The following is a 25461-nucleotide window of genomic DNA, read 5'->3' on the forward strand; positions in this document are numbered from 1 at the left end:
ACCTCTCCAGCGTGACTACCAGGTGCCCTGCGACTTGAACTCGTCGAGCAGCTTGCGCAGCTGGGACTCGATCTCGTCGTTGAAGTCGCCCGTTTCGTTGATGTGATCCCGCAGCTCGGGATAGTTCGCCTTCATGTGCGCGTGGGCACCCGCCTCGAAGGGACGAACCTCCTTGAGCTGCAGATCATCCAGGTAGCCCTCGTTGGCCGCAAACAGCGACAGCGCGATGTCCGAGATGGGCATCGGGCTGTACTGGTTCTGCTTCATCAGCTCCATGACGCGCTCGCCGCGCTCGAGCTGCTGCCGCGTGACCGCATCCAGGTCCGAGGCGAACTGGGCGAACGCCGCAAGCTCGCGGTACTGGGCCAGCGCCAGGCGGATACCGCCGCCGAACTTCTTGATGATCTTCGTCTGCGCCGAACCGCCCACGCGCGAGACCGAGATCCCGGCGTTGATGGCCGGCCGGATCCCGGAGTTGAACAGGTCGCTCTCCAGGAAGATCTGGCCGTCGGTGATCGAGATCACGTTGGTGGGCACGAAGGCCGAGACGTCGCCGGCCTGGGTCTCGATGATCGGCAGGGCCGTCAGCGAGCCCGTGCGGCCCTTGACCCGCCCCTCGGTCTTCTCCTCGACGAACTGCTCGTTGACGCGTGCGGCGCGCTCCAGCAGGCGCGAGTGCAGGTAGAAGACGTCACCCGGGTAGGCCTCGCGGCCCGGCGGGCGGCGCAGCAGCAGGGAGACCTGCCGGTAGGCCCAGGCCTGCTTGGTGAGGTCGTCGTAGACGATCAGCGCATCCTCGCCCGTATCGCGGAAGTACTCGCCCATGGCGCAGCCGGCATAGGGCGCGATGAACTGCAGGGCGGCCGTCTCGGAGGCACCGGCCGCGACCACGATGGTGTGGTCCATGGCGCCGTGTTCTTCCAGCTTGCGCACCACCGTGGCGATGGTCGAGTTCTTCTGCCCGATGGCCACGTAGATACAGGTAACGCCCGTGCCCTTCTGGTTGATGATGGTGTCGATGGCCACCGCGCTCTTGCCGGTCTGCCGGTCGCCGATGATCAGCTCGCGCTGGCCGCGGCCGATGGGCACCATGGAATCGATGGCCTTGAGGCCCGTCTGTACCGGCTGGTCGACGCCCTGGCGCGCGATGACGCCCGGCGCCACCTTCTCCACCGGGGAGGAGTGCTCGGTCTCGATGGGTCCCTTGCCGTCCAGGGGATTGCCCAGCGGATCGACCACCCGGCCGCGCAGGGCCTCGCCCACCGGCACTTCCAGGATGCGCCCGGTGCACTTGACCGGATCGCCTTCCGAAATATGCCGGTAGTCGCCGAGGATCACGACGCCCACGGAGTCGCGCTCGAGGTTGAGCGCCATGCCGTAGGTCTCGTTCGGGAACTCGAGCATTTCGCCCTGCATGACCTCGGCAAGGCCGGCCACGCGCACGATCCCGTCCTGCACCGACACGGTCGTGCCCTCGTTCCGGGCCTCGGCAACGGCATCGAAGTTCTGGATGCGCTGCTTGATGAGATCGCTGATTTCCGAAGCTTTGAGTTGCATTGGAGTCATCCCCTTAACGGTTCAGCGCGGACGCAAGGCGGTTGAGCCGACCCCGCACCGAACCATCGATTACCAAATCCCCTGCGCGGATCACCGCACCCCCCAGGAGGGTTTCGTCGACTTCGCTGCTCAGCCGGACGTCCCGCTGCAGCCGCTTGCCGAGCGCCTTCTCCAGGCGTTCGCGGAGCTTGTCGTCCACAGGGCCCGCGGCGATCAGCCGCGCGTCGAGCGTTCCCTCTTCGGCGGCGCGCAGGTCCCGGTACTGTTCCGCAATGGCCGGCAGAGCGATGAGGCGCCGGTTGGCGGCCAGCTGCCGCACGAGATTACGCCCTTCGTCACCGAGGTACTCGCCGGCGATGTCCAGGATGAGCCGCTCGGCCTGGTCCGGGGAAAGGCCCGGGCTGGCGAGAAGCGCATGAACATCGTCGTCGGCGGCGACCGCCCCGAGCAGCTCGACGGTCTCGGACCACGCCGCCAGCTCCCCGCGCTCTCGGGCCAGCTGGAACACGGCGCGGGCGTATGGCCTCGCGATGGGATTGTAGTCAGCAGACATGGTTGCCTCAGAGCTGTTTCGCCAGGTCCTCAAGGAGGTCGTTGTGGGCCTTGGCATCCACCTCGCGCTCCAGGACGCGGCTGGCCCCGGTCACCGCCAGGGTCACCACCTGGTCGCGGAGCTCGGTCCGCGCCTTGGTCAGCTCCTGGTCGATCTGGGCCTGGGCCTGGGCGAGCTGACGCTCGCCTTCCTGGCGCGCACTGTCGCGCGCCTCCTCGATGATCTCGCTGGAACGCTTGTTGGCCTGCTCCAGGATGTCGCTGGCCTGCTGCCGGGCCTCCTTGAGGATCTCGTCCTTCTTGGCCTCGGCTTCCTCGAGCTCCTGGCGGCCGCGTTCGGCAGCGGAAAGCCCGTCGCTGATCCGCTCCTGGCGGCTCTTCATGGCCGTGCTCAGGCTCGGCCAGACGAACTTCATCGTGAACCAGACGAAAATGCCGAAGGCAATCATCTGGCCTAACAGCGTGGCATTGATCTCCATGCCATCACCTCCAGTATCCGGAACGGGGGGTTCGGATCACGCGATCAGGCGCCGGCAGCGGCCTGGACGGCACCCACGAACGGATTGGCGAAGGTGAAGAACAGGGCCAGACCCACACCGATCATGGAGACCGCGTCGAGCAGACCGGCGAGCAGGAACATGCGGCCCTGGAGCATGGGAGCCAGCTCGGGCTGCCGGGCAATGCTCTCGAGGAACTTGCCGCCCATGATGCCGAAGCCAAGGGCGGTGCCCACGGCGCCGGCGCCCAGGATGATCGCGACCGCGATGACCGTGAAGCCCTGCACGTTGGCAATCAGGCTAGCGAGTTCAGCTTCCATTACGTACCTCCGAGTGGTAGTGACGAATAACGTTGAATCGGGATCAGTGGTGCTCGGCCGCCATACTGAGATAGACGATGCTGAGCATCATGAAGATGAACGCCTGCAGCGGGATCACCAGGATGTGGAAGATCGCCCAGATGGTGGCGAGGATGACCTGGCCGACGAGAAGCGTCAGGCCGCCCACGCTGGTGAGCATCTCGACCCAGTGCGTGCCGAAGCCGAGCGTCAGCGAGGCGATCATCAGGAAGATGAGCTCCGCCGCGTAGAGGTTGCCGAACAGCCGCAGCGACAGCGAGATCGGCTTGGCCAGCAGCTCGACGATGTTCAGGATCAGGTTGAACGGCAGCAGCCACGGGCCGAAGGGATGGAACAGCATCTCCTTGGCGAAGCCGCCGGCGCCCTTGTAGTAGAAGCTGAACCCGATCACCAGCGCCAGCACCGACAGCGACAGCCCGAAGGTGATATTCAGGTTCGCCGTGGGCAGGATCTTGAAGTACTCCCAGCCCAGCGCCGTCATGGTCTCCGGTGCCAGGTCCACCGGCACCAGGTCCATGAGATTCATGAGAAAGACCCAGACGAAGATGGTCAGCGCCATGGGCGCGACAATGGGATTCTTGCCGTGGTAGGTGTCGGCGACGAGTCCTTCGACGAACTCGACCATCATCTCCACGGTGTTCTGCAGCGGCCCCGGCGTGCCCGACGTCGCCCGCCGTGCGGCGACCCACATCACGAGGCAGAACAGCGCCCCCAGGAGAACGGAAACCGCCAGGCTGTCCATGTGGAGAGCCCAGAACCCCTCGCCGACCCGCCAGTTGGTGAGGTGGTGCTGGATGTAACCCGTGACGCCTGCGTCTTGACTCATGGTTGTCTCACCGTTGTGTGACAGCGCTGCGGTAGAGCGCCAGCCAGTAAACGAGTAGGGCCAGAATGTAGGTCACGATCAAGGGAAGGAAGGTCGAAGCGAACCACTGCAGCGCTATGATGAAAAGGGCTGCCGTAAGCGCGAACTTGACCGATTCCCCCCGATAGAACGCACCGAGAATCCGCTTGGGCTCGGCATCCGCCGGCACGGAGAACACCCGCACCGCCATGTAGAGTCCCGGAATGATGGCGATTGCGCCACCCGCGATCGCCGCCAGCCCGGCGCGTGTATCCGCGCCGGTTGCCCAGGCCGCCGCGCTGGCGATGGTCACCAGGACCTGGGCGCCGAGCACGGACCGGACGATCGCGTTTCCCCGCATGATGCCTCGCTGTCGCTGCCGATCACCGGCTCGCACGTCGCCGCTGCCGGCGGGCGCGGCATCACTTGAGCGGCGCAGTATAATGACTCCCGGTAGGGGGGTCAACGCTGCGCCACCGGCGCCGTTGCGGTCACCGAATGCGCTCGATGATGCCGTCGAGCTCGTCCAGGCTGCTGTACTGGATGACCAGCTTGCCCTTGCCCTGGCGCCCCTGCTGAATGGTCACGCTGGCGCCCAGGCGGTCGGCGAGATCGTCCTGCAGCCGCCGGATGTCCGGATCCGGGGCGGGCCGCGCCTGCGGCGAGGTCTTCTCCCCCTGCAGGGCCTTGCGCACCAGCGACTCCGTGGCGCGCACGGACAGCCCGCGGGCGACCACGCGGGCGGCCACGGCGTTCTGCTGCTCGGCGGGCAGCGCCGCCAGGGCGCGCGCGTGGCCCATCTCCAGCTCGCCGTTGTGCACCCGCTCGCGCACTTCCGGGCTGAGGTCCAGCAGGCGCAGCAGGTTGCTCACGGACGCGCGCGAGCGGCCCACCGCCTCGGAAACGGCCTGGTGGGTCATGCCGAACTCGTCGATGAGCCGGCGCAGTGTGGTGGCCTCCTCCAGGGGATTGAGGTCCTCCCGCTGGATGTTCTCGATGAGCGCCACCGCCAGGGCCACTTCGTCCGGGATGTCGCGGACGATGGCCGGCACCTGGTCCAGGCCCGCCAGCTGCGCCGCCCGCCAGCGCCGCTCGCCGGCGATGATCTCGAAGGTCTCGTCGTCCAGTGGGCGGACCACCAGCGGCTGGACCACGCCCTGGGCGCTGATGGAATCCGCCAGCTCCTGCAGCGCGGTGGGATCCATCTCGCGCCGGGGCTGGTAGCGCCCCCGCTGGAGCCATTCCACGGGCAGCTGCCGCAGGATGCCTTGATCGTCGGTATCGGCTTCCTCGTTGGCGCCCAGCAGGGCGTCGAGTCCGCGTCCGAGTCCTCGCTTCTTCGGGCTCATGGGTCTCCGTCCGTTCAGGCGGTGGTCGCCGCCGCGGTCATGTCCTTGCGGATGATCTCGCTGGCCAGGGCCATGTAGGCAAGGGCCCCGCGCGAGTAGCGGTCGTACTGGATCGCCGACAGGCCGTGGCTGGGCGCCTCGGCGAGACGCACGTTGCGCGGGATCAGCGTGCTGTAGACCTGGCGCGGGAAGTGCTGCAGCAGCTGCGCGCCCACCTGGGTGGCCAGGTTGTTGCGCGGATCGTACATGGTCCGCAGCAGGCCCTGGATGACCAGCTCGGTGTTGGCCTGCTCCTGGACGCGGTGAATGGTGTCCAGCAGCGCCGTCAAACCCTCCAGGGCGTAGTACTCGCACTGGATGGGAATGAGCACCCCGTGGGCGGCCACCAGCGCGTTCACCGTGAGGATGTTCAGCGACGGCGGGCAGTCCACCAGGATGTAGTCGTAGCTGTCGCGGACCCGGGCGAGCTGCCGGCGCAGATGCTGCTCCCGGCTCTCGGCCTCCATCAGGGCCACTTCGGCGGCGGTGAGATCGCTGTTTCCCGGGACGATCTGGAAGCCGCCGGAGGGCGCGTCCATCACCGCCTCGCGCACCGAGACCTCGTCCAGGAGCACGTGGTAGCCGTTGAGGCGCACCCGGTTGCGGTCCACCCCGGAGCCCACCGTGGCGTTGCCCTGAGGGTCGAGATCCACGAGCAGCACACGCTTGCGGTTCATGGCCAGGGCGGCGGCCAGATTGACGCAGGTGGTGGTCTTGCCGACGCCGCCCTTCTGGTTGGCAATGGCGATGGTTCTACCCATGAGTCTCTCCGGTGCTGATCTCCCCGGTACGACGGACGCGCACCAGGCAACGCTCGGCATCCAGCCCGTGCACCCGCAGCGGATGCACGCGGTACGTCCAGCCGGTCTCCAGTTCGCCGGTTTCCGCCCCCGGATCGAAGCGGCCCTTCATGGCCAGGATCTGCCCGCCGCTCGCCAGCAGCCGGCCGCTGTCCCGGACCAGCCCGTCCAGCCGCGTCAATGCACGGGCAATGACGGTATCGAACCGCCGGTCCGTTGGCCAGCGTTCCAGGCGATCGTGGACCACCTCCACGTTGGCCAGGGGCAGGTCCGCCGCCGCCTGGCGCAGGAACCGGGTCTTCTTGCCGTTGCTGTCCAGCAGCACGACGTGCAGATCGGGCCGGCCCAGCGCCAGCGGGATCCCCGGAAGGCCTGCCCCCGTGCCGACATCCAGCAGGTGTGCGCCTTCAACATAGGGAAGGGCGCTCAGGCTGTCCAGCACGTGCCGCGGCACCATGGCCAGGGGCTCCCGCACCGCCGAGAGATTGAACGCCCGGTTCCATCGGTGGAGAAGCGCCAGGTAGTCCACCAGCGCATCCACCGGGGCAGCGCCGGCCGCGTCCAGCGACCGCAGGCCGTCCGCCAGGGCCCGGTGCACGGCGGCACGCGGGAAGGCGTCGCTCATGCGCTGCGCCGGTGCGCGGGCTGATCGCCGCGCCGCAGGTGCACCAGCAGCAGGGAGACGGCGGCCGGCGTGACGCCCTCGATCCGTGACGCCTGGCCCAGCGTCGCCGGGCGGTGGCTCGCGAGCTTCTGCCGGACCTCCGTGGACAGGCCGGCGACGGCATCATAGTCGACGTCGTCCGGAATCGCCGTCTCTTCGTACCGCCGCGTGCGCTCGACCTCCTCGCGCTGACGATCCAGGTAGCCGGCGTACTTCGCCTGGATCTCCAGCTGCTCCGCCACCGCCGGGTCGTCGACGCCGCCGGCATCCGCGGCGAGCGCCATGACGTCGCGGTAGCCGAGCTCCGGGCGCCGCAGCAGGGCATCCATGTACTGCTCGCGGCGCAACGGCCCGCCCAGGATGCGCTGGCCGACGGCGTCGTCGACGTCGCCGGGGCGCACCAGCGTGGCCGCCAGCCGGCGCTGCTCGCGCTCGATGGCGTCGCGCTTGCGCTCGAAGGCCGTCCAGCGGGCGTCGTCGATCAGGCCGAGCTCGCGGCCCACCGGCGTGAGCCGCAGGTCAGCATTGTCCTCGCGCAGCAGCAGCCGGTATTCCGCGCGGCTGGTGAACATGCGGTACGGCTCCAGCGCACCGCGGGTGGTGAGGTCGTCGATGAGCACGCCGATGTACGCCTGGTCCCGGCCCGGTGTCCAGGGTGCCTCGCCGCGGACGCCGCGAGCGGCATTGAGCCCGGCGATCAGGCCCTGGGCAGCCGCTTCCTCGTAGCCGGTGGTGCCGTTGATCTGGCCGGCGAAGTACAGCCCGGCGATGTACCGGGTCTCCAGGCTCGGGCGCAGGTCCCGGGGGTCGAAGAAGTCGTATTCGATTGCGTAGCCCGGCCGGGTGATATGCGCCTTCTCCAATCCCGCGCAGGAGCGCACCAGCTCCAGCTGCACGTCGAACGGCAGGCTGGTGGAGATGCCGTTGGGGTAGACCTCGTGGGTATCCAGGCCCTCGGGCTCCAGGAAGATCTGGTGGGCGGACTTGTCCGCGAACCGCACCACCTTGTCCTCCACCGACGGGCAGTAGCGCGGCCCCACGCCGTCGATGTCGCCGGAGAACATGGGCGAGCGATCCAGCGCACCGCGGATGATCTCGTGGGTGCGCTCATTGGTGTGGGTGATCCAGCAGCTCACCTGGGCGGGGTGCTCGGCCCGGCTGCCCATGAACGAGGCCACGGGGGCCGGATCATCCCCGGGCTGCTCGGCGAGCCGGGTGAAATCCACCGTCCGGCCGTCCAGCCGCGGGGGTGTGCCCGTCTTCAGGCGGCCGACGCGGAACGGCCGGGCGCGTAGCTTCTCCGCCAGGGCATTGGCCGGCGGGTCGCCGGCGCGGCCGCCCTGGTGCTGATTGTCGCCGATGTGAATCCGGCCACCCAGGAACGTGCCCACGGTCATCACGACGCTGGGCGCATGGAAGCGCAGGCCCATCTGGGTGATCACGCCGCGGACCTGCTCGCCGTCCAGGAGCAGATCATCCACGCCCTGCTGGAAGACGGTGAGCCCGGGCTGGTTCTCCACCAGCGAGCGGATGGCGGCCTTGTACAGCGTCCGGTCCGCCTGCGCCCGGGTGGCGCGGACCGCCGGTCCCTTGCGCGCGTTCAGGGTCCGGAACTGGATGCCGCCGCGATCGGTGGCGCGGGCCATGGCACCGCCCAGGGCGTCGATCTCGCGCATGAGATGGCCCTTGCCGATGCCGCCGATGGCCGGATTGCAGCTCATCTGGCCGATGGTCTCGATGCTGTGGGTGAGCAGCAGTGTCGCGGCCCCCGTCCGTGCAGCGGCCAGCGCCGCCTCGGTGCCGGCGTGGCCACCGCCGACGACGATCACGTCGAAGCGTTCCGGGTAGTCCAAGACAACGTCCTCCAGGCCGTGCCGGCCCGAATCAGGGTGTTACGGAACCGCACAGTCTAGCAGGACAGATGCCGGAGGTCATTGCGGCACCGGCGGCGTTTCACGTGGAACGCCGGCCTATTTGCCGATGCAGAAGGTGGAGAAGATCGCGCCCAGGAGGTCCTCCGTGGTGAACGCGCCGGTGATCTCCCCCAGGGCCTCCTGCGCGCCCCGCAGGTCCTCGGCCACCAGCTCGCCCGCCCCCTGGTCGAGCTGCTGCACCGCGCGGTCCAGCATGGCCGCGGCGCGTTCCAGGGCGTCCAGGTGGCGCCGGCGGGCCGTGAACGTCCCCTCGCCGGCGGTAAACCCCATGCAGGCCTTGAGGTGGTCGCACAGGGCATCGACGCCGGCGCCGGTTAGGGCGCTCAGGATCACGGTCGGTCGCTCGGGGTCGTCGATGAACCCCGTGGCCGTACCGGAGAGATCGGCCTTGTTGCGGATCACCGTCACCGGAAGCTTCGCCGGGAGCTGCGCGAGGATGCGGACGTCCTCCTCGGTGGGCCCCTGGCGGTCGTCGGCGACCACCAGGACGCGGTCGGCCCCGGCGATAGCCGTCCAGGCGCGGCGGATGCCTTCCTGCTCCACTTCCTCGTCACTGTCGCGCAGGCCGGCGGTATCCACCACGTGCAGCGGCATGCCGTCGATCTGCACGTGCTCGCGGAGAAGGTCCCGGGTGGTTCCGGCCACGGCGGTCACGATGGCGGTATCCTCGCCGGCCAGCGCGTTCAGAAGGCTCGACTTGCCGGCATTGGGCCGTCCGGCGATCACGACGGTCATGCCGTCGCGCAGTACGCGCCCCTGGCCCGCCGTCCGCTGGACGGCCCGCAGGCGCTCGCGCACGTCGCGCAGGCGGCCGACCACCTCGCCGTCGCTGAGAAAGTCGATCTCCTCATCGGGAAAGTCGATGGCCGACTCCACGTACACGCGCAGCTCCACCAGGGCATCCACCAGGGCATGGACTTCGCGGGAGAACGCGCCCTGGAGGGAGGCCATGGCGGCGCGGGCGCCGGCATCGGAGCCGGCGGCGATGAGGTCGGCAATGGCCTCGGCCTGGGACAGATCCAGGCGGCCGTTGACGAAAGCACGCTCGGAGAACTCGCCCGGCCGGGCGAGCCGTGCGCCGAGACCGGTGAAGCGGCGCAGGAGCCGGTCCATGACCACCGGGCCGCCGTGGCCCTGGAACTCGGCGACATCCTCGCCGGTGTACGAGCCCGGCCCCGGAAACCACAGGAGGAGGCCCTCGTCCAGGAGCTCGCCCGCGTCATCGCGAAAGCCCCGGAACGCCGCCCGGCGCGGCTCGGGCAGCGAGCCGGCAACCGCCTCGACCATGCGGGCGGTCCCGGGACCCGAGATCCGGATCACGCCAATGCCGCCCTGCCCGGGCGGCGTTGCCACGGCACAGATGGTATCGCTCACCCGCGCTTCGCCCCGTGTTCTACTCCGTCGCCGTCTTCTCCATGCGCCGGGTGATGAACCACTGCTGGGCGATGGACAACGTGTTGTTGACCACCCAGTACAGCACCAGCCCGGCAGGGAAGAACATGAAGAACACCGTAAACGCGAACGGCAGCGCCATCATGATGCGCTGCTGGATCGGGTCCATGGGCGCCGGATTGAGCTTCTGCTGCAGGAACATGCTCAGCCCCATGAGCAGCGGCAGCACGTAGTACGGATCCGGGCTCGACAGATCGTTGATCCACAGCATGAACGGCGCGTGCCGGAGCTCGACGCTCTCCAGCAGGACCCAGTAGAGGGCGATGAATACCGGAATCTGCACGAGTATGGGAAGGCAGCCGCCCAGCGGGTTGACCTTCTCCTCCTTGTACATCTTCATCATGGCCTGGTTGAGCGCCTGGCGGTCATCGCCGTAGCGCTCCTTGAGCTGCTGCATGCGCGGCTGGAGCTTGCGCATCCGGGCCATGGAACGGTAGCTCGTCTCCGAGAGCTTGTAGAAGGCGAGCTTGATGCCGAGGGTCAGGATGACAATGGACCAGCCCCAGTTGCCGATCACGCTGTGGATCCACGACAGCGCGATGAACAACGGCTTGGAGAGAATCGTCAGCCAGCCGTAGTCGACCGTGAGCTCCAGCCCATCGGCGGCCGCCGCCAGGCGCTCCTGGTCCTTGGGCCCGACCCAGAGCTTGTGCTCGAAGCGCCCGCTGTCACCGGCGGCAATGGTCTTGCGCGGCGACGACATGCCCAGCAGGTACTGGTTGTTGTCCAGCGCCCGGGAATAGTACCGGTGGGTCTGCCCGCGGGGCGGAATCCACGCGCCCACGAAGTAGTGCTGGACGATGGCGGCCCAGCCATTGGTGAGATCCCGCGCGATATCCTCGTCGTGCATGTCCGAGAACGAGAACTTGGTATAGCTCTCCTCTTCGCCGTGAATCACGCCGCCGGTATACGTGTAGATGAACCAGGAGCTGCTGTCGTCGATATCGGTGGAGCGCAGCTGGGCGAACTGGTACGCGTTCCAGTCGGCCCCGGAGGTATTCTCGACCTCGTGGACCAGATCCACGACGTAGCTGTCGCGATGGAAGGTGTAGCGCTTGGTGACGCGGATGCCGTTGTCGCCTTCCCAGACCAGGGGCACTTCCAGCGTGTCCTCGCCCTCGGCCAGCTCGAAGGACTGGCGATCGGTGGCGAGCTCGAAGGTGCTCCGGGGGCCGGGGCCGTCGCCTTCCCGCGGGACCAGGCCGGACTGGGCGATGAACAGGTGCTCCAGCTCGTCGCTCATCAGCCGGAAGGGTTGCTCCTGTTCCAGCGACTGGTAGTGCTTCAGCAGGTCCGCCTGGCGGATATCGCCGCCCCGGGTACTGATCTCGACGTCGAGCATGTCCGTGCGCACACGGATGGTCTCGCCGCGCGGGAGCCGTTCGTCCGCTGCCGTGGTGGGTGCCTGATCGCCTTCCTCCGGTGACGCGGCCGGCCGTTGCTCGCCGGTTTCCCCGGAGGGGGCGGGCTCGGCCGGCCCCGGCGCCTCGGCGGCGCCCTCCTGCTCCGTGCGTTCCTCCGTTGCCTGCGGCTGCGTGAACGGGTTGCCGTACTGCTCCTCCCAGGAGGTCCACAGGAGCAGCAGAATGAGCCCGAGGGCGAAGAACTGGAGTAGTCGTTGCGTTTCCATCGAGACTCAATCTTCCGGATTGGATTCGGGGACGGGGTCGATTCCCCCGGGATGCCAGGGATGGCATTTGAGGACACGCCTGCAGCCCAGCCACAAGCCCCGGATGACACCATGGCTCGTTACCGCCTGGATCATGTACTCCGAGCAGGAGGGATGGAACCGGCAGCAGGCGCCGAAGAAAGGGCTGACCAGTACCTGGTACAGCTTCAGGACTGCGGTGACGAGCGGTCGCATCGTTTCATCACTCGTTGCCAGAGCCCCGCCAGGGATGCATGCAGGATCTCCCGGGAACCATGACGCGCCGGCGGCCGCGCCATCAGTACGATGTCCACCGGCGGCAGCTGGTGCTGATGGTGGCGAAAGGATTCACGAGCAATCCGTTTGATCCGGTTGCGGTCCACCGCACGGGGTGATACGCGTCGGCCGATCGCCAGGCCCAGTCGGGCATGGTCACGCCCGTTGGACGACGCCAGGATCGTGAAGTACCGATCGGCCACCCGCTCCGCCCCTGCAAAGACGCGCTTGAACGCGCCGGGAGTCAACAGACGGGCCTCGCGAGGGTAGCTGAGCGGTCGCGCGGCCATCGGGTCCGTTGACGTCAGGGTGTCAGCCGGGCACGCCCTTTGGCGCGACGGGCCTTGAGGACCTGACGACCGTTCTTGGTTGCCATGCGGGCACGGAAACCGTGCGTGCGCTTGCGCTTGATCACGCTGGGCTGATAGGTCCGCTTCATGGTGATGTCCGTTTGTTGGTCGCTGTAATACGATGGATCGGCTCGGGCCAATCGAGCCGGCGAATGTACTCCGGGCCGACAGACGGTGTCAACGCTCGCGCCGCCCGCAGGCAATCTTCCCGGGAGCCGTGCCCGCATCGGCATTGGACCGTTCGCGCCGGTGGATCGATTCCCCGACGGGGTATAGACTCGGCAGGCATACGGGGGCCATGGCCCCTGGAGCCAACGGTACCCCCGCTGGTACCCCTCGGGTAGCCCGTACACCGGGAGTCGCCGTGGCCTCCCGATTTCCGGTCGAACCGGCGAGACTCCGACAGAACTGGATGAACCGCTTGCTTATTTGGGGGTCCACTCGTGGGCAACTCGGTGTGGAATCATTGTCTCTCGCGCCTGGAAGGCGAGATACCGGAACAGCAGCTCAATACCTGGATTCGTCCCCTGCAGGCCGTCGAGGAGGATGAGCGCCTGCGCCTGCTGGCGCCGAACCGGTTCGTCATGGACTGGGTCCGGGACCATTTCCTGGAACGCATCCAGTCACTGCTGGAAGATGCGCAGGGTCACCGCGAGGTGGTCCTGGAGATCGGCAGCCAGGCGAGTGCGCCGCCTCCGGCCCGGGGCGGCAGCCGCACCCGCGGTCCGGCAAAGAGCAATGGTGCCGCGCACGCCCCGGCCACCAGCAACATCAACCCCAAGTTCACCTTCGACACCTTCGTGGAAGGTAAATCGAACCAGCTCGCGCGGGCCGCCTGTAGCCAGGTGGGCGAGAATCCGGGCGCGGCCTACAACCCGCTGTTCCTCTACGGCGGCGTCGGGCTCGGCAAGACGCACCTGATCCACGCGGTGGGCAACCTGATCCTGCGTAATCGGCCCGGAGCACGGGTGCTGTACCTGCACTCCGAACGGTTCGTCGGCGACATGGTCCGCGCGCTGCAGCACAACGCCATCAACGAGTTCAAGCGGCACTATCGCGGGGCCGACGCCCTGCTGATCGACGATATCCAGTTCTTCGCCCGCAAGGAGCGATCCCAGGAGGAGTTCTTCCATACATTCAACGCCTTGCTGGAAGGCCAGCAGCAGGTCGTGCTCACCTGCGACCGCTATCCCAAGGAAGTCGAAGGCCTTGAGGAGCGGCTCAAGTCCCGCTTCGGATGGGGGCTGACGGTCGCGATCGAGCCCCCGGAGCTGGAGACACGGGTCGCAATCCTCATGAGCAAGGCGAGCCAGGACGGTGTCGAGCTGCCCAACGAGGTCGCCTTCTTCATCGCCAAGCGCATCTGGTCCAACATCCGCGAGCTCGAGGGTGCGCTGCGGCGCGTCGTCGCCAATGCCCAGTTCACCGGGCAACCGATCACGCTGGATTTCACCAAGGAAGCACTCAAGGACCTGCTGGCTCTCCAGGACAAGCTGGTCACCGTCGAGAACATCCAGAAGACGGTCTCCGAGTACTACAAGATCCGGGTCACGGATCTGCTTTCCAAACGGCGGAGTCGCTCCATCACGCGGCCGCGACAGGTGGCGATGTCACTTGCCAAGGAACTGACCAGCCACAGCCTGCCGGAGATCGGGGATTCATTCGGCGGGCGGGATCACACCACGGTGCTGCACGCTTGTCGCAAGGTACAGGAGCTGCGGGACACGGACAGCCGTGTGAACGAGGACTACGCAAACCTGTTGAGAACCCTGACCACATGATGTGGATAACCCGTGCACAAAACGAGCCTCGTCTGCAGGCCGGATTCTGTCCACAGGTTGTTACCAGCTTGTACGGTCCCGGCCACAGCACATGCACCCAGGGTAAATCGATGACAAGTTCCCGGAAGCAAAGGGAAAAAGCGGTTTCCTCCACAGACAGGCCGTGGACTAATAACAACTACAGGTTCTTTTAAGAAGATAAACTAGTAATTATTGACCAGGTGGACGATGTCATGAAGATCAAGCTGCAACGCGAAGCCCTGCTCCGGCCTCTCCAGTCGGTGATCGGCGTCGTCGAGCGGCGGCAGACGCTGCCGGTCCTCGGCAACATCCTGATCGTCGCCGACGACAACGGGATGACGCTGACGGCAACGGATCTCGAAGTGGAGCTGGTGGCGCAGACAACGCCCGAGATCACCGAGCCCGGCCAGATCACGGTGCCGGCCCGGAAGCTCATGGACATCGTCCGCAATCTCCCCGAAGGGGCGGAAGTCGCCGTCAGCGTTGACGGCGACCAGGCGGTCATCCGCGCCGAGCGCAGCCGGTTCACCCTGGCGACGCTGCCGGCGACGGAGTTTCCCACGGTGGAGGATATCGGCGAGACACGCCCCCTGGTGCTCCCGCAACGGGATTTCCGGGAGCTGATCGAGAAGACGCACTTCGCCATGGCGCTGCAGGATGTGCGCTACTACCTCAACGGGCTTCTGCTGGAGCTCGAGCCCGGCAAGCTGCGTGCCGTGGCGACGGACGGGCACCGTCTGGCGCTGGGTGAGCTGGAAGGCGAGGTGACGGCCGAGCAGCTGCAGCAGGTCATCGTGCCGCGCAAGGGAGTGCAGGAACTGCTGCGCCTGCTGGATGACGCGGACGATCAGGTCCGCGTGGAGCTGGGAGGCAATCATATCCGCGTGAGCCTCGCCGGGTTGCGGTTCACGTCGAAGCTCATCGATGGGCGATTCCCGGACTATCAGCGGGTGATCCCGACCGTGGATGATCGCGTCATGGAGGCGGAGCGGGAGCCGTTGCGGCAGGCGCTGGTGCGGGCATCCATTCTGTCGAACGAGAAGTACCGCGGCGTGCGGTTCAACCTCGGGGAGAACGAGCTGCGCATCCAGTCGAACAATCCGGAGCACGAGCAGGCGGATGAGGAGCTGACGGTCACGTACGGCGCCGAGGCGATGGAGATCGGGTTCAACGCCAGCTACCTCCTGGACGCGCTTCACGCCGTCGACGGCGATCAGGTTCGCATGGGCCTTGTGGATTCCAGCAGCAGCACCATCATCGAAGACGTCAACGACCGCCGGTACCGGTATGTCGTCATGCCCATGCGGCTCTAGGGGCCGATCCGGATGGCCGGCCGGAGCGGGATGCGGACGAATCGTCGGGAGTCGCGGTGGCGATCGCACGGATGAGCCTGTCGGGCGTGCGGAATCTCCGGGACGCGGCGGCGGAGTTCGACGACGACTGCAACGTGATTACCGGCGCCAACGGCGCTGGCAAGACGAGCGTTCTCGAAGCCATCCATATCCTGGCGCGGGCGCGCAGCTTTCGCTCCAGCCGGCTCGACCGGGTGCGCCGCGACGGTACTGCGCCGTTGATGGTTACGGGCGAAGCGGAGGATGGTGTCCGGATCCATCGGCTGGGGGTCGGGCGCGACGGTGACAGGACGCGGGTGCGGATCGATGGCGAGGATGCCGGCAACCTGTCGGCACTGGCGCGGCTGCTTCCGGTTCAGGTGATCAATACCGAGAGCCAGCGCCTTCTCCTGGATGGACCGGACGTCCGCCGGAGCTTCATCAACTGGACCGTGTTCCACGTGGAACCGGAATACCACGAAGCGTGGCAACGCTATCAGCGGGCCCTGAAGCAACGGAATGCCGCGCTGCGGAGCGAGCAGGCGCGACTGGCGGTCGCGTTGGAACCGGAGCTCGTTGCTGCGGGGGAGAAGCTGGACCGGCTGCGCCGGCGCATCGTCGAGGCACTGGAACCCCCGGCGCTGGCCTATATGCGGTCGTGGCTGGACTGCCCATTGCCGGAGTTACGTTTCCGTAGCGGCTGGGCGCAGGACGAGGCGCTGGAATCCGTGTTGAAACGCCAGCGTGAGACCGACCTCAGCATGGGCTACACGCTGTCGGGGCCCCATCGGGCGGATCTGCAGGTTCGCTGTGGCGGCATGGAGGCGCGGTACCGGTTGTCCCGGGGACAGCAGAAGGTCGTCGTGATCGCTCTGCTGCTGGCCCAGGCGGAGTTGATCGCAGGCCAGGCGGGACCGAGGCCGGTCCTGCTGGTGGATGACCTGCCGGCGGAGCTCGATCCCGATCATCGGTCGGCGGTGGTGACCGCGATCCGGGCCACCGGCGGGCAATGCTTTCTCACGGCGATCGAGTCGGACGCGTTGCCGGTGACGTCGTGTTCGTCGTTCCACGTGGAACAGGGAACGCTCCGGAAGGTGATATAATGCCGGCACGCAGACGAAAGGAAACACCATGAGTTCGAACCCCACGTACGATTCCGAGAATATCAAGGTTCTCCGCGGCCTCGACGCTGTCCGTAAACGTCCCGGCATGTACATCGGTGACACGGATGATGGGACGGGTCTCCATCACATGGTTTTCGAGGTCGTCGACAATTCCATCGACGAAGCCCTGGGCGGCTACTGCACCGAGATCACGGTGCAGATCCATGCCGACGAGTCCATCACGGTAACCGACGATGGCCGCGGGATTCCGGTGGATACGCACACCGAGGAAGGACGCTCGGCCGCGGAAGTGATCATGACCGTTCTCCATGCTGGCGGGAAGTTCGACAACAATAGCTACAAGGTGGCGGGCGGCCTCCACGGCGTCGGCGTATCCGTGGTCAATGCCCTCTCCGAGCGGCTCCAGCTCACCATCAAGAAAAACGGCCAGATCCATCTCCAGGAGTTCCAGCTGGGGGAGCCGGTGGAGCCGTTACGGGTGATCGGCGAAACGGATACCACGGGGACGCAGATCACCTTCCGCCCCAGCGAGCAGATCTTCACGAACATCGATTTCCATTATGATCTCCTGGCCAAGCGCTTCCGCGAGCTGTCGTTCCTCAACCCGGGTGTACGGATCCTCCTGCGCGACGAGCGCACGGAGAAGGAAGATGTCTTCCAGTACGACGGCGGCATTCGTGCCTTCGTCGAGCACCTGAACAAGAACAAGAACCCCCTGAATCGCGAGGTCATCCACATCACCGCCTGGCGGGGCGAGATCGGCGTGGACGTGGCGCTGCAGTGGAATGACTCCTACCAGGAGAACATCTTCTGCTTCACCAACAACATTCCCCAGCGGGACGGCGGCACCCACATGGCGGGCTTTCGCGCCGCCCTGACCCGGACGCTGAACCAGTACCTGGAATCCGAAGGCTACCTCAAGAAACTCAAGGCCAGCCCCACCGGTGATGATGCCCGGGAGGGGCTGACCGCGGTGCTGTCGGTCAAGGTGCCGGATCCCAAGTTCTCCTCCCAGACCAAGGACAAGCTCGTGTCCTCCGAGGTCAAGACGGCGGTCGAGTCCGTCATGGCGGAGGCGCTGCACGACTACCTCTACGAGCACCCGGGCGACGCCCGCGCCATCGCCGAGAAAGTAGTCGATGCGTCCCGGGCACGGGAAGCGGCCCGCAAGGCGCGGGAGATGACCCGCCGCAAGGGGGCACTGGACGTGGCCGGGCTTCCGGGCAAGCTCGCCGACTGCCAGGAGCGTGACCCGTCGCTGGCGGAACTGTATCTGGTGGAGGGCGATTCGGCGGGAGGTTCCGCCAAGCAGGGCCGGGATCGGCGCACCCAGGCGATCCTGCCGCTGAAGGGCAAGATCCTCAACGTCGAGAAGGCGCGCTTTGACAAGATGCTGTCATCGGCCGAGGTAGGCACATTGATCACCGCCCTCGGGTGCGGCATCGGCCGGGACGACTTCGACCCGGAGAAGCTGCGCTACCACCGCATCATCATTATGACGGACGCGGACGTCGACGGCTCCCACATCCGGACGCTGCTGCTGACCTTCTTCTACCGCCAGATGCTGACGCTGGTGGAGCGGGGCCACGTGTATATCGCGCAGCCGCCGCTGTACAAGATCAAGCGCGGCAAGCAGGAGCACTACGTCAAGGACGAGCGGGAGCTGACGGAGTACCTGTTGCAGCTGGCGTTGAACAACGCCGTCCTCTACCCGGGGGCCGACCAGGTGCCCATCCGCGAGCAGGGGCTGGAGGATCTCGCCCGGCGCTACCTCCACGTCATGGACGTGATCGAGCACATGGCCCGGACGCAGGACCGCGAGTTCATGGAGGCCCTGCTCGGCGCCGAGGTGATCGGCGAGAGCGACTTTGGCGATGCCGAGCGCATGCAGCAGTGGTTCCAGGGCATCGTGGACGGGCTCAATATCCACCAGCCCCAGGGCACGCGGTACCAGGTCGCTGTTACTACCGGCAGTGACGGCGGCTTCCAGGAAGCCGTGGTGTCCAAGCGTCGGCACGGGATCCGGCACGACTACCGGTTCACGCCGGAGTTCTTCCTGACACCCGAGTACAAGGCCATCGGCAAGCTTGCTGCCACGCTCGCCGATCTGCTCGGCGAGGGCGCACGGGTCGAGCGCGGCGAGCGTTCCCAGCCCGTGACGACACTGGGCGAGGTCGTGGAATGGCTCCTGGAAGAGGCCAAGCGCGGCCAGAACATCCAGCGCTACAAGGGGCTGGGGGAGATGAATCCGGAGCAGCTATGGGAGACGACCATGAACCCGGAAACCCGCCGGCTGCTCCAGGTGCGCATCGAGGACGCCGTGGCCGCCGACGAGGTGTTCACAACGCTCATGGGGGATCATGTCGAGCCGCGGCGCGACTTCATCGAGCGCAATGCCCTGGCCGCGACCAATATCGATATCTGATACCGCTGCCGGGCGCTGTTCCACGTGGAACAGCGTCTTGCCCCGGAGGGAAGCGGCCGAGCATTTCCTCGGCCGGCCCCGGTAAAACAGCTCCACCACCGGAGGTCGTGGCTACGCCTCCTTCTCCGGCGCCTCGTAGACCCGGCTGATGGCGCGGCTATTGGTCTCGATCCATTCCCGGATCCGCGCCAGGAACGCATCCGAACTCTCGTCGCCCGCTACCATGGGCGGGCCGATCCGAACGTGAACCGTTCCCGGGTACTTCAGGAACGAGTGCCGCGGCCATACCTCCCCGGCATTGTGGGCCACCGGAATTACCGGGGACCCCGTGGCGCATGCCAGGACCGCACCACCACGCCGGTAGTGTCCACTGCGCCCGGCCGGGATCCGCGTCCCCTCCGGGAAGACCACGATCCACCGGCCCTGCCGCAGGCGCTCCCGCCCCTGCTCCAGCATCTGCTGCATCGCCTCCTTGCGGGCGCCGCGATCGATGGCGATGGGGGCCAGCAGCGCGAGCGCCCAGCCGACGACGGGGACGCGCAGGAGCTCGCGCTTGAGCACCCAGGTCTGCGGATTGAACCAGTATTGCAGCGCCATGGTCTCCCAGGCGGACTGATGCTTGCAGAGCACGATACAGGGCTGGCCCGGGATGTTCTCCGCCCCCTCGACATGGCAGCGAATGCCGCAAGTCATGCGCGTCCACCAGAGAATGGCGTAGCTCCAGCGCAGGAAGACGCCGTAGCGCAGCGAATAGGGGAGGATCAGGGCGGCGGGAATGGCGACGGCGCCGAAGACCGCGGTGAACGCCGCGGCACCCGTCGCCCAGAGCAGCGAGCGCGGTACGGCGCGGAGCTTCTCCGTCGGGGAACGCTGGAGAAGAGGCGGCTGACGGCGGTTGCCCACGGGCGTCCTCCTCTCGGTCGCGATACAACGGAACCTGGGGTCTGTTACCACGTCCCGCCGTCGCCGCGCCCGCCGGCGTTGTCCCGCACGGACGGACGCGGTAACGGCAGCGTAGCACCGTTATATCAGCGGAGCGCAACACCCCGGGAGACATGCCTGCAGGCCCTAGGGAAACACTGAACCATTCCCGCGTGCTTCTGCGCGCCGCAGCGGTGCTCTGGCAAGGCGGCGTTCGCCGTGAATGGCCGTCGCCCTTTACAAGAACGCCAACGCAGCCCAGAGCACCGCTGCGGCTGCGCCGCTCGGCCAGAAGCACGCGCGAATGGTTCAGCGTTTCCCTAGGCCGGATTCCCCCGCACAAGCGCGTCGATCGCCTCGGCGAGATCCGCATAGACGGCTGCCTCGCCGGCTTCTCCCCTGTCCAGGGTGCCCTCTCCCTTGCCGGTACGCACCAGGATGGGCGTGGCGCGAACCGCCCGGGCCGCCTCTAGGTCCCTGCCACTGTCACCGATGACGGGGACATTCGCGAGCGCGAACCCGAGCCCGGCTGCCGCCTGCTGCAGCAACCCGGGCAGCGGCTTGCGGCAGCTGCAGCCGGCATCCGGGGCATGCGGGCAGTAGAAGATCCCGTCGATGCGACCCCCGAGGGCCTCGACACGCCGCTGCAACTCCCGGTGGATGTCATCGACCGCCCGGGCCGGGAACAGGCCGCGGCCCACGCCCGACTGGTTGGTGCATACAACCACCCGCCAGCCCGCGCGACTGGCCGTTGCAATCGCCTCCAGGCTGCCGGGGATGGGGTGCCACTCCGCCAGTGAGCGCACGTGCGCGTCGGCGTCCTGGTTGATGACGCCGTCACGGTCCAGAATGACGACCGGGGCACTCATGCAGCGCCCGAGGGCAGGCGCGAGATATCCGCCACGCGGCCGAGCAGCTCCGCGAGGCGGTTCAGCAGCGCCAGCCGGTTCGCTCGTACCGCGGGATCCTCCGCCATCACCATGACCTGATCGAAAAAGGCATCCACCGGTTCCCGCAGCCCGGCCAGTCGCGTGAGCGCCTGCTCGTAGCGGCCGGCCGCGGCCAGCTCCTCGACCTCGGCCACTAGCGGATCCAGGCAGGCCGCCAGGTTGCGCTCCTCGTCGGTGGTGAACCGCCCGGCTTCCGGCATCGCGGGAACGGGCTCGGAGCTCTTGCGCAGGATGTTGCGCACCCGCTTGTTCGCCGCCGCCAGGCTGGCCGCCGCGTCCAGCTCCAGAAAGCCGGCGCAGGCATGCACCCGCTGGTGGAAATCCAGGGGATCGTCCACGCCGACGGCGTCCACCGCATCGAATACCTCGGCGCCGATGCCCTGTTCCTGGTAGTAGCCCTTGAGCCGTTCCATGCAGAAATCCCGGACGGCACCGACCTGATCATCGGCGGCCAGGTCCTCGGGCAGGCAGGCCGCCGCCCGGGTAAACAGCCGGCGCAGGTCGATGTGGCGCTCGCCCTCGATCAGCGTCCGCGCCAGGCCCAGCGCCGCGCGCCGCAACGCGAAGGGGTCCTTGTCGCCGGTCGGGGGCTGGCCGATGGCGAAGATGCCGACCAGCGTATCCGCCCGGTCCGCGACAGCCAGCGCCTGGCCGAGCGGCGTCGCCGGCGTGTCGTCGCCGGCGAAACGCGGCCGGTACTGCTCTTCCATGGCCGCGGCGATGTCTTCCCCTTCGCCGTCGTGCCGTGCGTAATACCGCCCCATGGTGCCCTGCAGCTCCGGGAACTCGGCCACCATCTCGGTGAGCAGGTCGCACCTGGCGATCATGGCCGCCCGCTCCGCCTGGTCGGGGTCGGCGCGGAACTCTTCCGCCAGGCCGCGGGCCAGCGTCGCCACCCGCAGCTGCTTGTCGTAGAGCGAACCGAGCCGCTGCTGGAAGACGATCTGGCGCAGCTCGTCGATCCGCTGCCCCAGGGGGGTTCTGCGATCCTGGTTCCAGAAGAACTCCGCGTCCGCGAGCCGCGGCCGGATGACGCGCTCGTTGCCGCGCACGACTTCCTCCGGATCACGGCTCTCCAGGTTGGCGATGGCGACGAACCGGGGCATGAGCGTCCCGTCCGGCCGCGCCACCGGGAAGACCTTCTGGTGTCCCTGCATGCTGGAGATCAGGGCTTCCGCCGGTACCTCGAGGAAGCGCTCGTCGAACCGGCCCGTCAGGGCCACGGGCCATTCCACCAGGGCCGCCACCTCGTCGACCAGGGCCGCGTCCGTCACCAGCTCGCCGCCCAGCTCGGCCGCCTGCGCGCGCGCGTCCTCCAGCAGGATGGCCCGGCGCCGGTCGAAGTCCGCGATCACGTAGCCCTCTTCCCGGAGCCTGCGCTCGTACTCACCGGCATGGGCGAGCCCCAGGGGCTGCGGTGCATGGAAGCGATGCCCACGGGTCTCCCGGCCGGTCCGGTTGTCCAGCACGGTCATGTCCACGACCTCGGTACCGAACAGCGCCACCACCCAGTGAACGGGCCGTACGAAGGTCGCCTCGCTGGACCCCCAGCGCATGCGCTTGGGAACCGGCAGGGCGGCGAGGGTGGAGTCGACGATCCCGGGCAGGAGGTCGACGGTGCGGGCCCCGGCGCGCCGCGCGCGGTACGCCAGCCATTCGCCCTTGTCCGTGCGCAGTGTATCCAGCTCCGCCACCGCTACCCCGCAGGAGCGCGCGAACCCCTCGGCGGCACGGGTGGGCTGGCCCTGGTCGTCGTAGGCGGCACTCAGCGCCGGCCCGCGCCGCTCGATGTCCTGCTCCGGCTGCTGCGCCGGTACCCCTTCCACCAGCACCGCCAGGCGACGGGGCGTTGCATAACGGCGGCTGCTCCGGTGGCCGATTTCCGCGCCCTGCAGCCCGGCGACAATGCCGTCGTGAAAGGCGTCCATGAGCCGTCGCAGCGCGGTGGGAGGCAGCTCCTCGGTGCCCACCTCGATCAGCAGCTCGCGGTCCTCAGCCATGGGCCACCTCCCGGTTGTTGTCGGCCAGCAGCGGGAAGCCGAGGGCCTCCCTGCGCTCGTGGTAGAGCTTGGCGACGGCACGGGCCAGGGTGCGCACGCGCAGGATGTAGCGCTGTCGCTCCGTGACCGATATGGCGTGGCGGGCGTCCAGGAGATTGAACGTATGCGACGCCTTCAGGCACTGCTCGTAGGCGGGCAGGGGCAGGCCCAGCTCCACCAGGCGCAGGCTTTCCCGCTCACACTGCTCGAACCACCGGAAGTGTGCATCCACGTCGGCGTGCTCGAAGTTGTACGCGGACTGCTCCACCTCGTTCTGGTGGTAGACGTCGCCGTAGGTGACAACGCCCTGGGGACCGCGCGCCCATACCAGGTCGAATACGCTCTCCTTGTCCTGGAGGTACATGGCGATGCGTTCCAGGCCGTAGGTGATCTCGCCCATGACCGGATGACAGTCCAGGCCGCCCACCTGCTGGAAATAGGTGAACTGGCTGATTTCCATGCCGTTGAGCCAGACCTCCCAGCCCAGGCCCCAGGCGCCGAGGGTCGGTGATTCCCAGTTGTCCTCGACGAAGCGGATGTCGTGCACCAGGGGGTCGAGACCGAGATGCTTCAGCGAGCCCAGGTACAGGTCCTGGAATGCAAGCGGCGACGGCTTCATCACCACCTGGAACTGGTAGTAATGCTGCAGGCGATTGGGGTTGTCGCCGTAGCGGCCGTCGGTGGGCCGGCGCGACGGCTGCACGTAGGCGGCATTCCACGGCTCGGGCCCGATGGCGCGCAGGCAGGTCGCCGGGTGGAACGTGCCCGCCCCCACTTCCATGTCCAGGGGCTGCATGACCACGCACCCCTGGCTGGCCCAGTAATCCTGCAGTGTCTGGATGAGCCCCTGGAACGTATCCACGGCCCGTGCCGGTATCTCCACGTCTTCGGCCACAATACCCCCTGCTGCGCAATGACTGATTCCGGGCGGCCCGCCCCGCGGCCGCCGGCGCAGGGAGTATACCCCGTCGGTCTTCGGCGGGAGAAGGCGGCAGCCGCGGTCGCGCCCACGTGTCCGTGGCATGTTATCCTCGACGCCCCGTATGCAGCAGATCGTGGGATGGACCCATGCGCACCGAGCCCCGCGCTGTCGCGCTCATCTCCGGTGGCCTCGACTCCATGCTCGCCGCCCGCGTGGTCCGCGAGCAGGGCGTGCACGTGGAGGGACTGAACTTCTACACCGGCTTCTGCGTGGAAGGCCACACCCATGCCGTCCGCCGGCAGGACCGGGAACGCCCCAAGCGCAACAACGCCCTCTGGGTAGCCGAGCAGCTGGGTATCAAGCTGCACATCATCGACGTGGTGGAAGAGTACAAGGACGTGGTGATCAACCCCCGCCACGGCTACGGCCAGTTCATGAACCCCTGCCTCGACTGCAAGGGCTTCATGGTGGGCAAGGCGCGCGAATGGATGGCGGCCAACGATTTCGACTTCATCATCACCGGCGAGGTCATCGGTCAACGCCCGAAGTCGCAGCTCAAGCGCAACATGCCCGTGGTGGCCAGTGAATCCGGGGCCCATGACCGTCTGCTGCGTCCCCTGTGCGCCCGCCTGCTGGAGCCGACCCTGCCGGAACGCGAGGGCTGGGTGGATCGCGAGCAGCTCTACGACTGGAGCGGCCGCTCGCGCAAGCCCCAGATGCATCTGGCCGAGCAGTTCGGGCTGGAGGACTACGCCCAGCCCGCCGGCGGCTGCTGCTTTCTCACCGATCCCAGCTACTCGCGCAAGCTGCAGGACCTCTGGCAGGCCCGCGGTGAACGCCGCTACGAGCTGGACGACATCATGCTGCTGAAAATGGGCCGCCACCTGCGCCCGCGGCCGCACTTCAAGCTCATCGTCTCCCGGGAGGACGGCGAGAACCGGTTCATGCACGGCTACCGCAAGCGCTTCACCCACCTGGTGCCCACCAGCCACGGCGGCCCCCTGGCCCTCCTGGATGGCGAGGCCGCGGAGGACGACCTGGAGCTGGCGGCCCGGCTCGTGGCGCGGTTCAGCCAGGGGCGGGATGCCGACCGGGTCCGGGTTGCCGTGACCGAGAGGGAAGGTACGCCGCGCGAGATGGAGGTCACGCCCATGGCGGCGGCCGATGTTCCGCAGGAATGGTATGTCGGCTGAACCCCTCCAGGTGGATGCCCGGGGGCTGTTGTGCCCCATGCCCGTGATCCGGCTCCAGGACGCCGTCGCCGGTCTTGCCGAGGGGGCGTGCGTGCAGCTCCTGGCCACCGATCCGGGGGTTCATGCGGACATCCCGGCCTGGTGCCGGGTGCACGGCCATCAGGTGGAGGCCGTAACGGACGATCACGACCCGGACGGGATCATCCGCCTCCGTATCCGCGTCGGCGGCAGCGGTATCGCCGAACAATGACAACGCGGCGCCCAGGCGTGCGCACCGTTATGGTGCGTTTGCCGGCACATGAAGCACCAATTTGGTGCGCACACGCCGTTTATCCACGGAGTCTGCACCAGAAACGCACGTAACTCGCTGTCTTGTGGTGCTGGCACAGTCCGTGCTTCCTGAAGCTGCGAGTTGCTGTTTTCGCTTCGCAAT

At 67.4% G+C, this 25461-nt stretch carries 25 protein-coding genes; 6 read left to right on the forward strand and 19 right to left on the reverse strand.

All coding sequences use genetic code 11. The annotated features are described in order from the left end of the window. Positions 1–15: 15 nt before the first annotated feature. From atpA to rpmH, 15 genes are all read right to left on the reverse strand, one after another. The gene (atpA, locus tag QWY84_RS03170; RefSeq protein WP_290200999.1) at positions 16–1557 is read right to left on the reverse strand and encodes a F0F1 ATP synthase subunit alpha; all 1542 of its coding nucleotides are present in this window, start codon (positions 1555–1557) and stop codon (positions 16–18) included. Between the two features lie 13 nt (positions 1558–1570). Further along, positions 1571–2110 (reverse strand): F0F1 ATP synthase subunit delta, encoded by a 540-nt coding sequence (locus tag QWY84_RS03175; RefSeq protein WP_290201000.1) that lies wholly within the window; start codon positions 2108–2110, stop codon positions 1571–1573. 7 nt (positions 2111–2117) lie between these two features. Beyond that, positions 2118–2588: a F0F1 ATP synthase subunit B gene (locus QWY84_RS03180; protein WP_290201001.1), complete on the reverse strand. Its 471-nt coding sequence runs from the start codon at positions 2586–2588 to the stop codon at positions 2118–2120. Between the two features lie 44 nt (positions 2589–2632). Further along, positions 2633–2926: a F0F1 ATP synthase subunit C gene (gene atpE, locus QWY84_RS03185; protein ID WP_290201002.1), complete on the reverse strand. Its 294-nt coding sequence runs from the start codon at positions 2924–2926 to the stop codon at positions 2633–2635. Positions 2927–2969: 43 nt separating this feature from the next. Further along, entirely contained in the window at positions 2970–3791 is an 822-nt protein-coding gene (atpB, locus tag QWY84_RS03190) for a F0F1 ATP synthase subunit A (protein ID WP_290201003.1), read from the reverse strand. A gap of 7 nt (positions 3792–3798) precedes the next feature. Next, positions 3799–4170, reverse strand: a complete 372-nt coding sequence (locus QWY84_RS03195) for an ATP synthase subunit I (protein ID WP_290201004.1) — start codon at positions 4168–4170, stop codon at positions 3799–3801. Positions 4171–4300: 130 nt separating this feature from the next. Then, a complete protein-coding gene (locus tag QWY84_RS03200) occupies positions 4301–5158 on the reverse strand; it encodes a ParB/RepB/Spo0J family partition protein (RefSeq protein ID WP_290201005.1) in 858 nt (285 codons plus the stop codon). A 14-nt stretch (positions 5159–5172) separates the two neighbouring features. After that, entirely contained in the window at positions 5173–5958 is a 786-nt protein-coding gene (locus tag QWY84_RS03205; RefSeq protein ID WP_290201006.1) for a ParA family protein, read from the reverse strand. Further along, on the reverse strand, positions 5951–6622 hold the full coding sequence (gene rsmG, locus QWY84_RS03210; RefSeq protein WP_290201007.1) for a 16S rRNA (guanine(527)-N(7))-methyltransferase RsmG: 672 nt from the start codon (positions 6620–6622) through the stop codon (positions 5951–5953). Before rsmG ends, QWY84_RS03205 begins: the two co-directional genes overlap by 8 nt. Next, positions 6619–8514: a tRNA uridine-5-carboxymethylaminomethyl(34) synthesis enzyme MnmG gene (mnmG, locus tag QWY84_RS03215; protein ID WP_290201008.1), complete on the reverse strand. Its 1896-nt coding sequence runs from the start codon at positions 8512–8514 to the stop codon at positions 6619–6621. Before mnmG ends, rsmG begins: the two co-directional genes overlap by 4 nt. 117 nt (positions 8515–8631) lie before the next feature. After that, complete coding sequence (gene mnmE, locus QWY84_RS03220; RefSeq protein ID WP_290201009.1) at positions 8632–9969, reverse strand: tRNA uridine-5-carboxymethylaminomethyl(34) synthesis GTPase MnmE; 1338 nt, start codon at positions 9967–9969, stop codon at positions 8632–8634. Between the two features lie 19 nt (positions 9970–9988). Beyond that, a complete protein-coding gene (gene yidC / locus QWY84_RS03225; protein ID WP_290201010.1) occupies positions 9989–11677 on the reverse strand; it encodes a membrane protein insertase YidC in 1689 nt (562 codons plus the stop codon). Between the two features lie 6 nt (positions 11678–11683). Continuing rightward, positions 11684–11911 carry a membrane protein insertion efficiency factor YidD gene (yidD, locus tag QWY84_RS03230; RefSeq protein WP_290201011.1) on the reverse strand — a complete coding sequence of 76 codons (228 nt, stop codon included), beginning with the start codon at positions 11909–11911 and terminating at the stop codon, positions 11684–11686. Next, positions 11884–12261: a ribonuclease P protein component gene (gene rnpA, locus QWY84_RS03235; RefSeq protein ID WP_290201012.1), complete on the reverse strand. Its 378-nt coding sequence runs from the start codon at positions 12259–12261 to the stop codon at positions 11884–11886. The genes yidD and rnpA overlap by 28 nt, the downstream gene beginning before the upstream one ends. A gap of 14 nt (positions 12262–12275) precedes the next feature. After that, positions 12276–12410 (reverse strand): 50S ribosomal protein L34, encoded by a 135-nt coding sequence (gene rpmH / locus QWY84_RS03240; RefSeq protein ID WP_290201013.1) that lies wholly within the window; start codon positions 12408–12410, stop codon positions 12276–12278. A 354-nt stretch (positions 12411–12764) separates the two neighbouring features. Here rpmH and dnaA point away from each other — a divergent pair, with 354 nt between their 5' ends. The 4 genes from dnaA (at position 12765) to gyrB (ending at position 19003) form a co-directional block, all read left to right on the forward strand. Further along, entirely contained in the window at positions 12765–14102 is a 1338-nt protein-coding gene (dnaA, locus tag QWY84_RS03245; protein ID WP_290201014.1) for a chromosomal replication initiator protein DnaA, read from the forward strand. 233 nt (positions 14103–14335) lie between these two features. Next, a complete protein-coding gene (gene dnaN / locus QWY84_RS03250; RefSeq protein WP_290201015.1) occupies positions 14336–15436 on the forward strand; it encodes a DNA polymerase III subunit beta in 1101 nt (366 codons plus the stop codon). 56 nt (positions 15437–15492) lie between these two features. Beyond that, positions 15493–16557 (forward strand): DNA replication/repair protein RecF, encoded by a 1065-nt coding sequence (recF, locus tag QWY84_RS03255; RefSeq protein WP_290201016.1) that lies wholly within the window; start codon positions 15493–15495, stop codon positions 16555–16557. 28 nt (positions 16558–16585) lie between these two features. After that, entirely contained in the window at positions 16586–19003 is a 2418-nt protein-coding gene (gene gyrB, locus QWY84_RS03260; protein WP_290201017.1) for a DNA topoisomerase (ATP-hydrolyzing) subunit B, read from the forward strand. Between the two features lie 111 nt (positions 19004–19114). Here gyrB and QWY84_RS03265 read toward each other — a convergent pair whose 3' ends face one another. The 4 genes from QWY84_RS03265 to glyQ form a co-directional block, all read right to left on the reverse strand. Next, entirely contained in the window at positions 19115–19906 is a 792-nt protein-coding gene (locus QWY84_RS03265; protein WP_290201018.1) for a lysophospholipid acyltransferase family protein, read from the reverse strand. 338 nt (positions 19907–20244) lie between these two features. Further along, positions 20245–20793: a D-glycero-beta-D-manno-heptose 1,7-bisphosphate 7-phosphatase gene (gene gmhB / locus QWY84_RS03270; RefSeq protein WP_290201019.1), complete on the reverse strand. Its 549-nt coding sequence runs from the start codon at positions 20791–20793 to the stop codon at positions 20245–20247. Then, positions 20790–22874, reverse strand: a complete 2085-nt coding sequence (gene glyS / locus QWY84_RS03275) for a glycine--tRNA ligase subunit beta (RefSeq protein ID WP_290201020.1) — start codon at positions 22872–22874, stop codon at positions 20790–20792. The genes gmhB and glyS overlap by 4 nt, the downstream gene beginning before the upstream one ends. Continuing rightward, a complete protein-coding gene (gene glyQ / locus QWY84_RS03280) occupies positions 22867–23808 on the reverse strand; it encodes a glycine--tRNA ligase subunit alpha (RefSeq protein ID WP_290201021.1) in 942 nt (313 codons plus the stop codon). The genes glyS and glyQ overlap by 8 nt, the downstream gene beginning before the upstream one ends. Before the next feature lie 173 nt (positions 23809–23981). Between glyQ and QWY84_RS03285 the strand changes: the two genes are divergently transcribed. Next, positions 23982–25028: a tRNA (5-methylaminomethyl-2-thiouridylate)-methyltransferase gene (locus tag QWY84_RS03285; protein WP_290201022.1), complete on the forward strand. Its 1047-nt coding sequence runs from the start codon at positions 23982–23984 to the stop codon at positions 25026–25028. After that, complete coding sequence (locus QWY84_RS03290) at positions 25018–25278, forward strand: sulfurtransferase TusA family protein (protein WP_290201023.1); 261 nt, start codon at positions 25018–25020, stop codon at positions 25276–25278. The genes QWY84_RS03285 and QWY84_RS03290 overlap by 11 nt, the downstream gene beginning before the upstream one ends. The last annotated feature ends 183 nt before the right edge of the window (positions 25279–25461 follow it).

The sequence above is a fragment of the Aquisalimonas lutea genome, assembly GCF_030409225.1.
Classification (GTDB): Bacteria; Pseudomonadota; Gammaproteobacteria; order Nitrococcales; family Aquisalimonadaceae; genus Aquisalimonas; species Aquisalimonas lutea.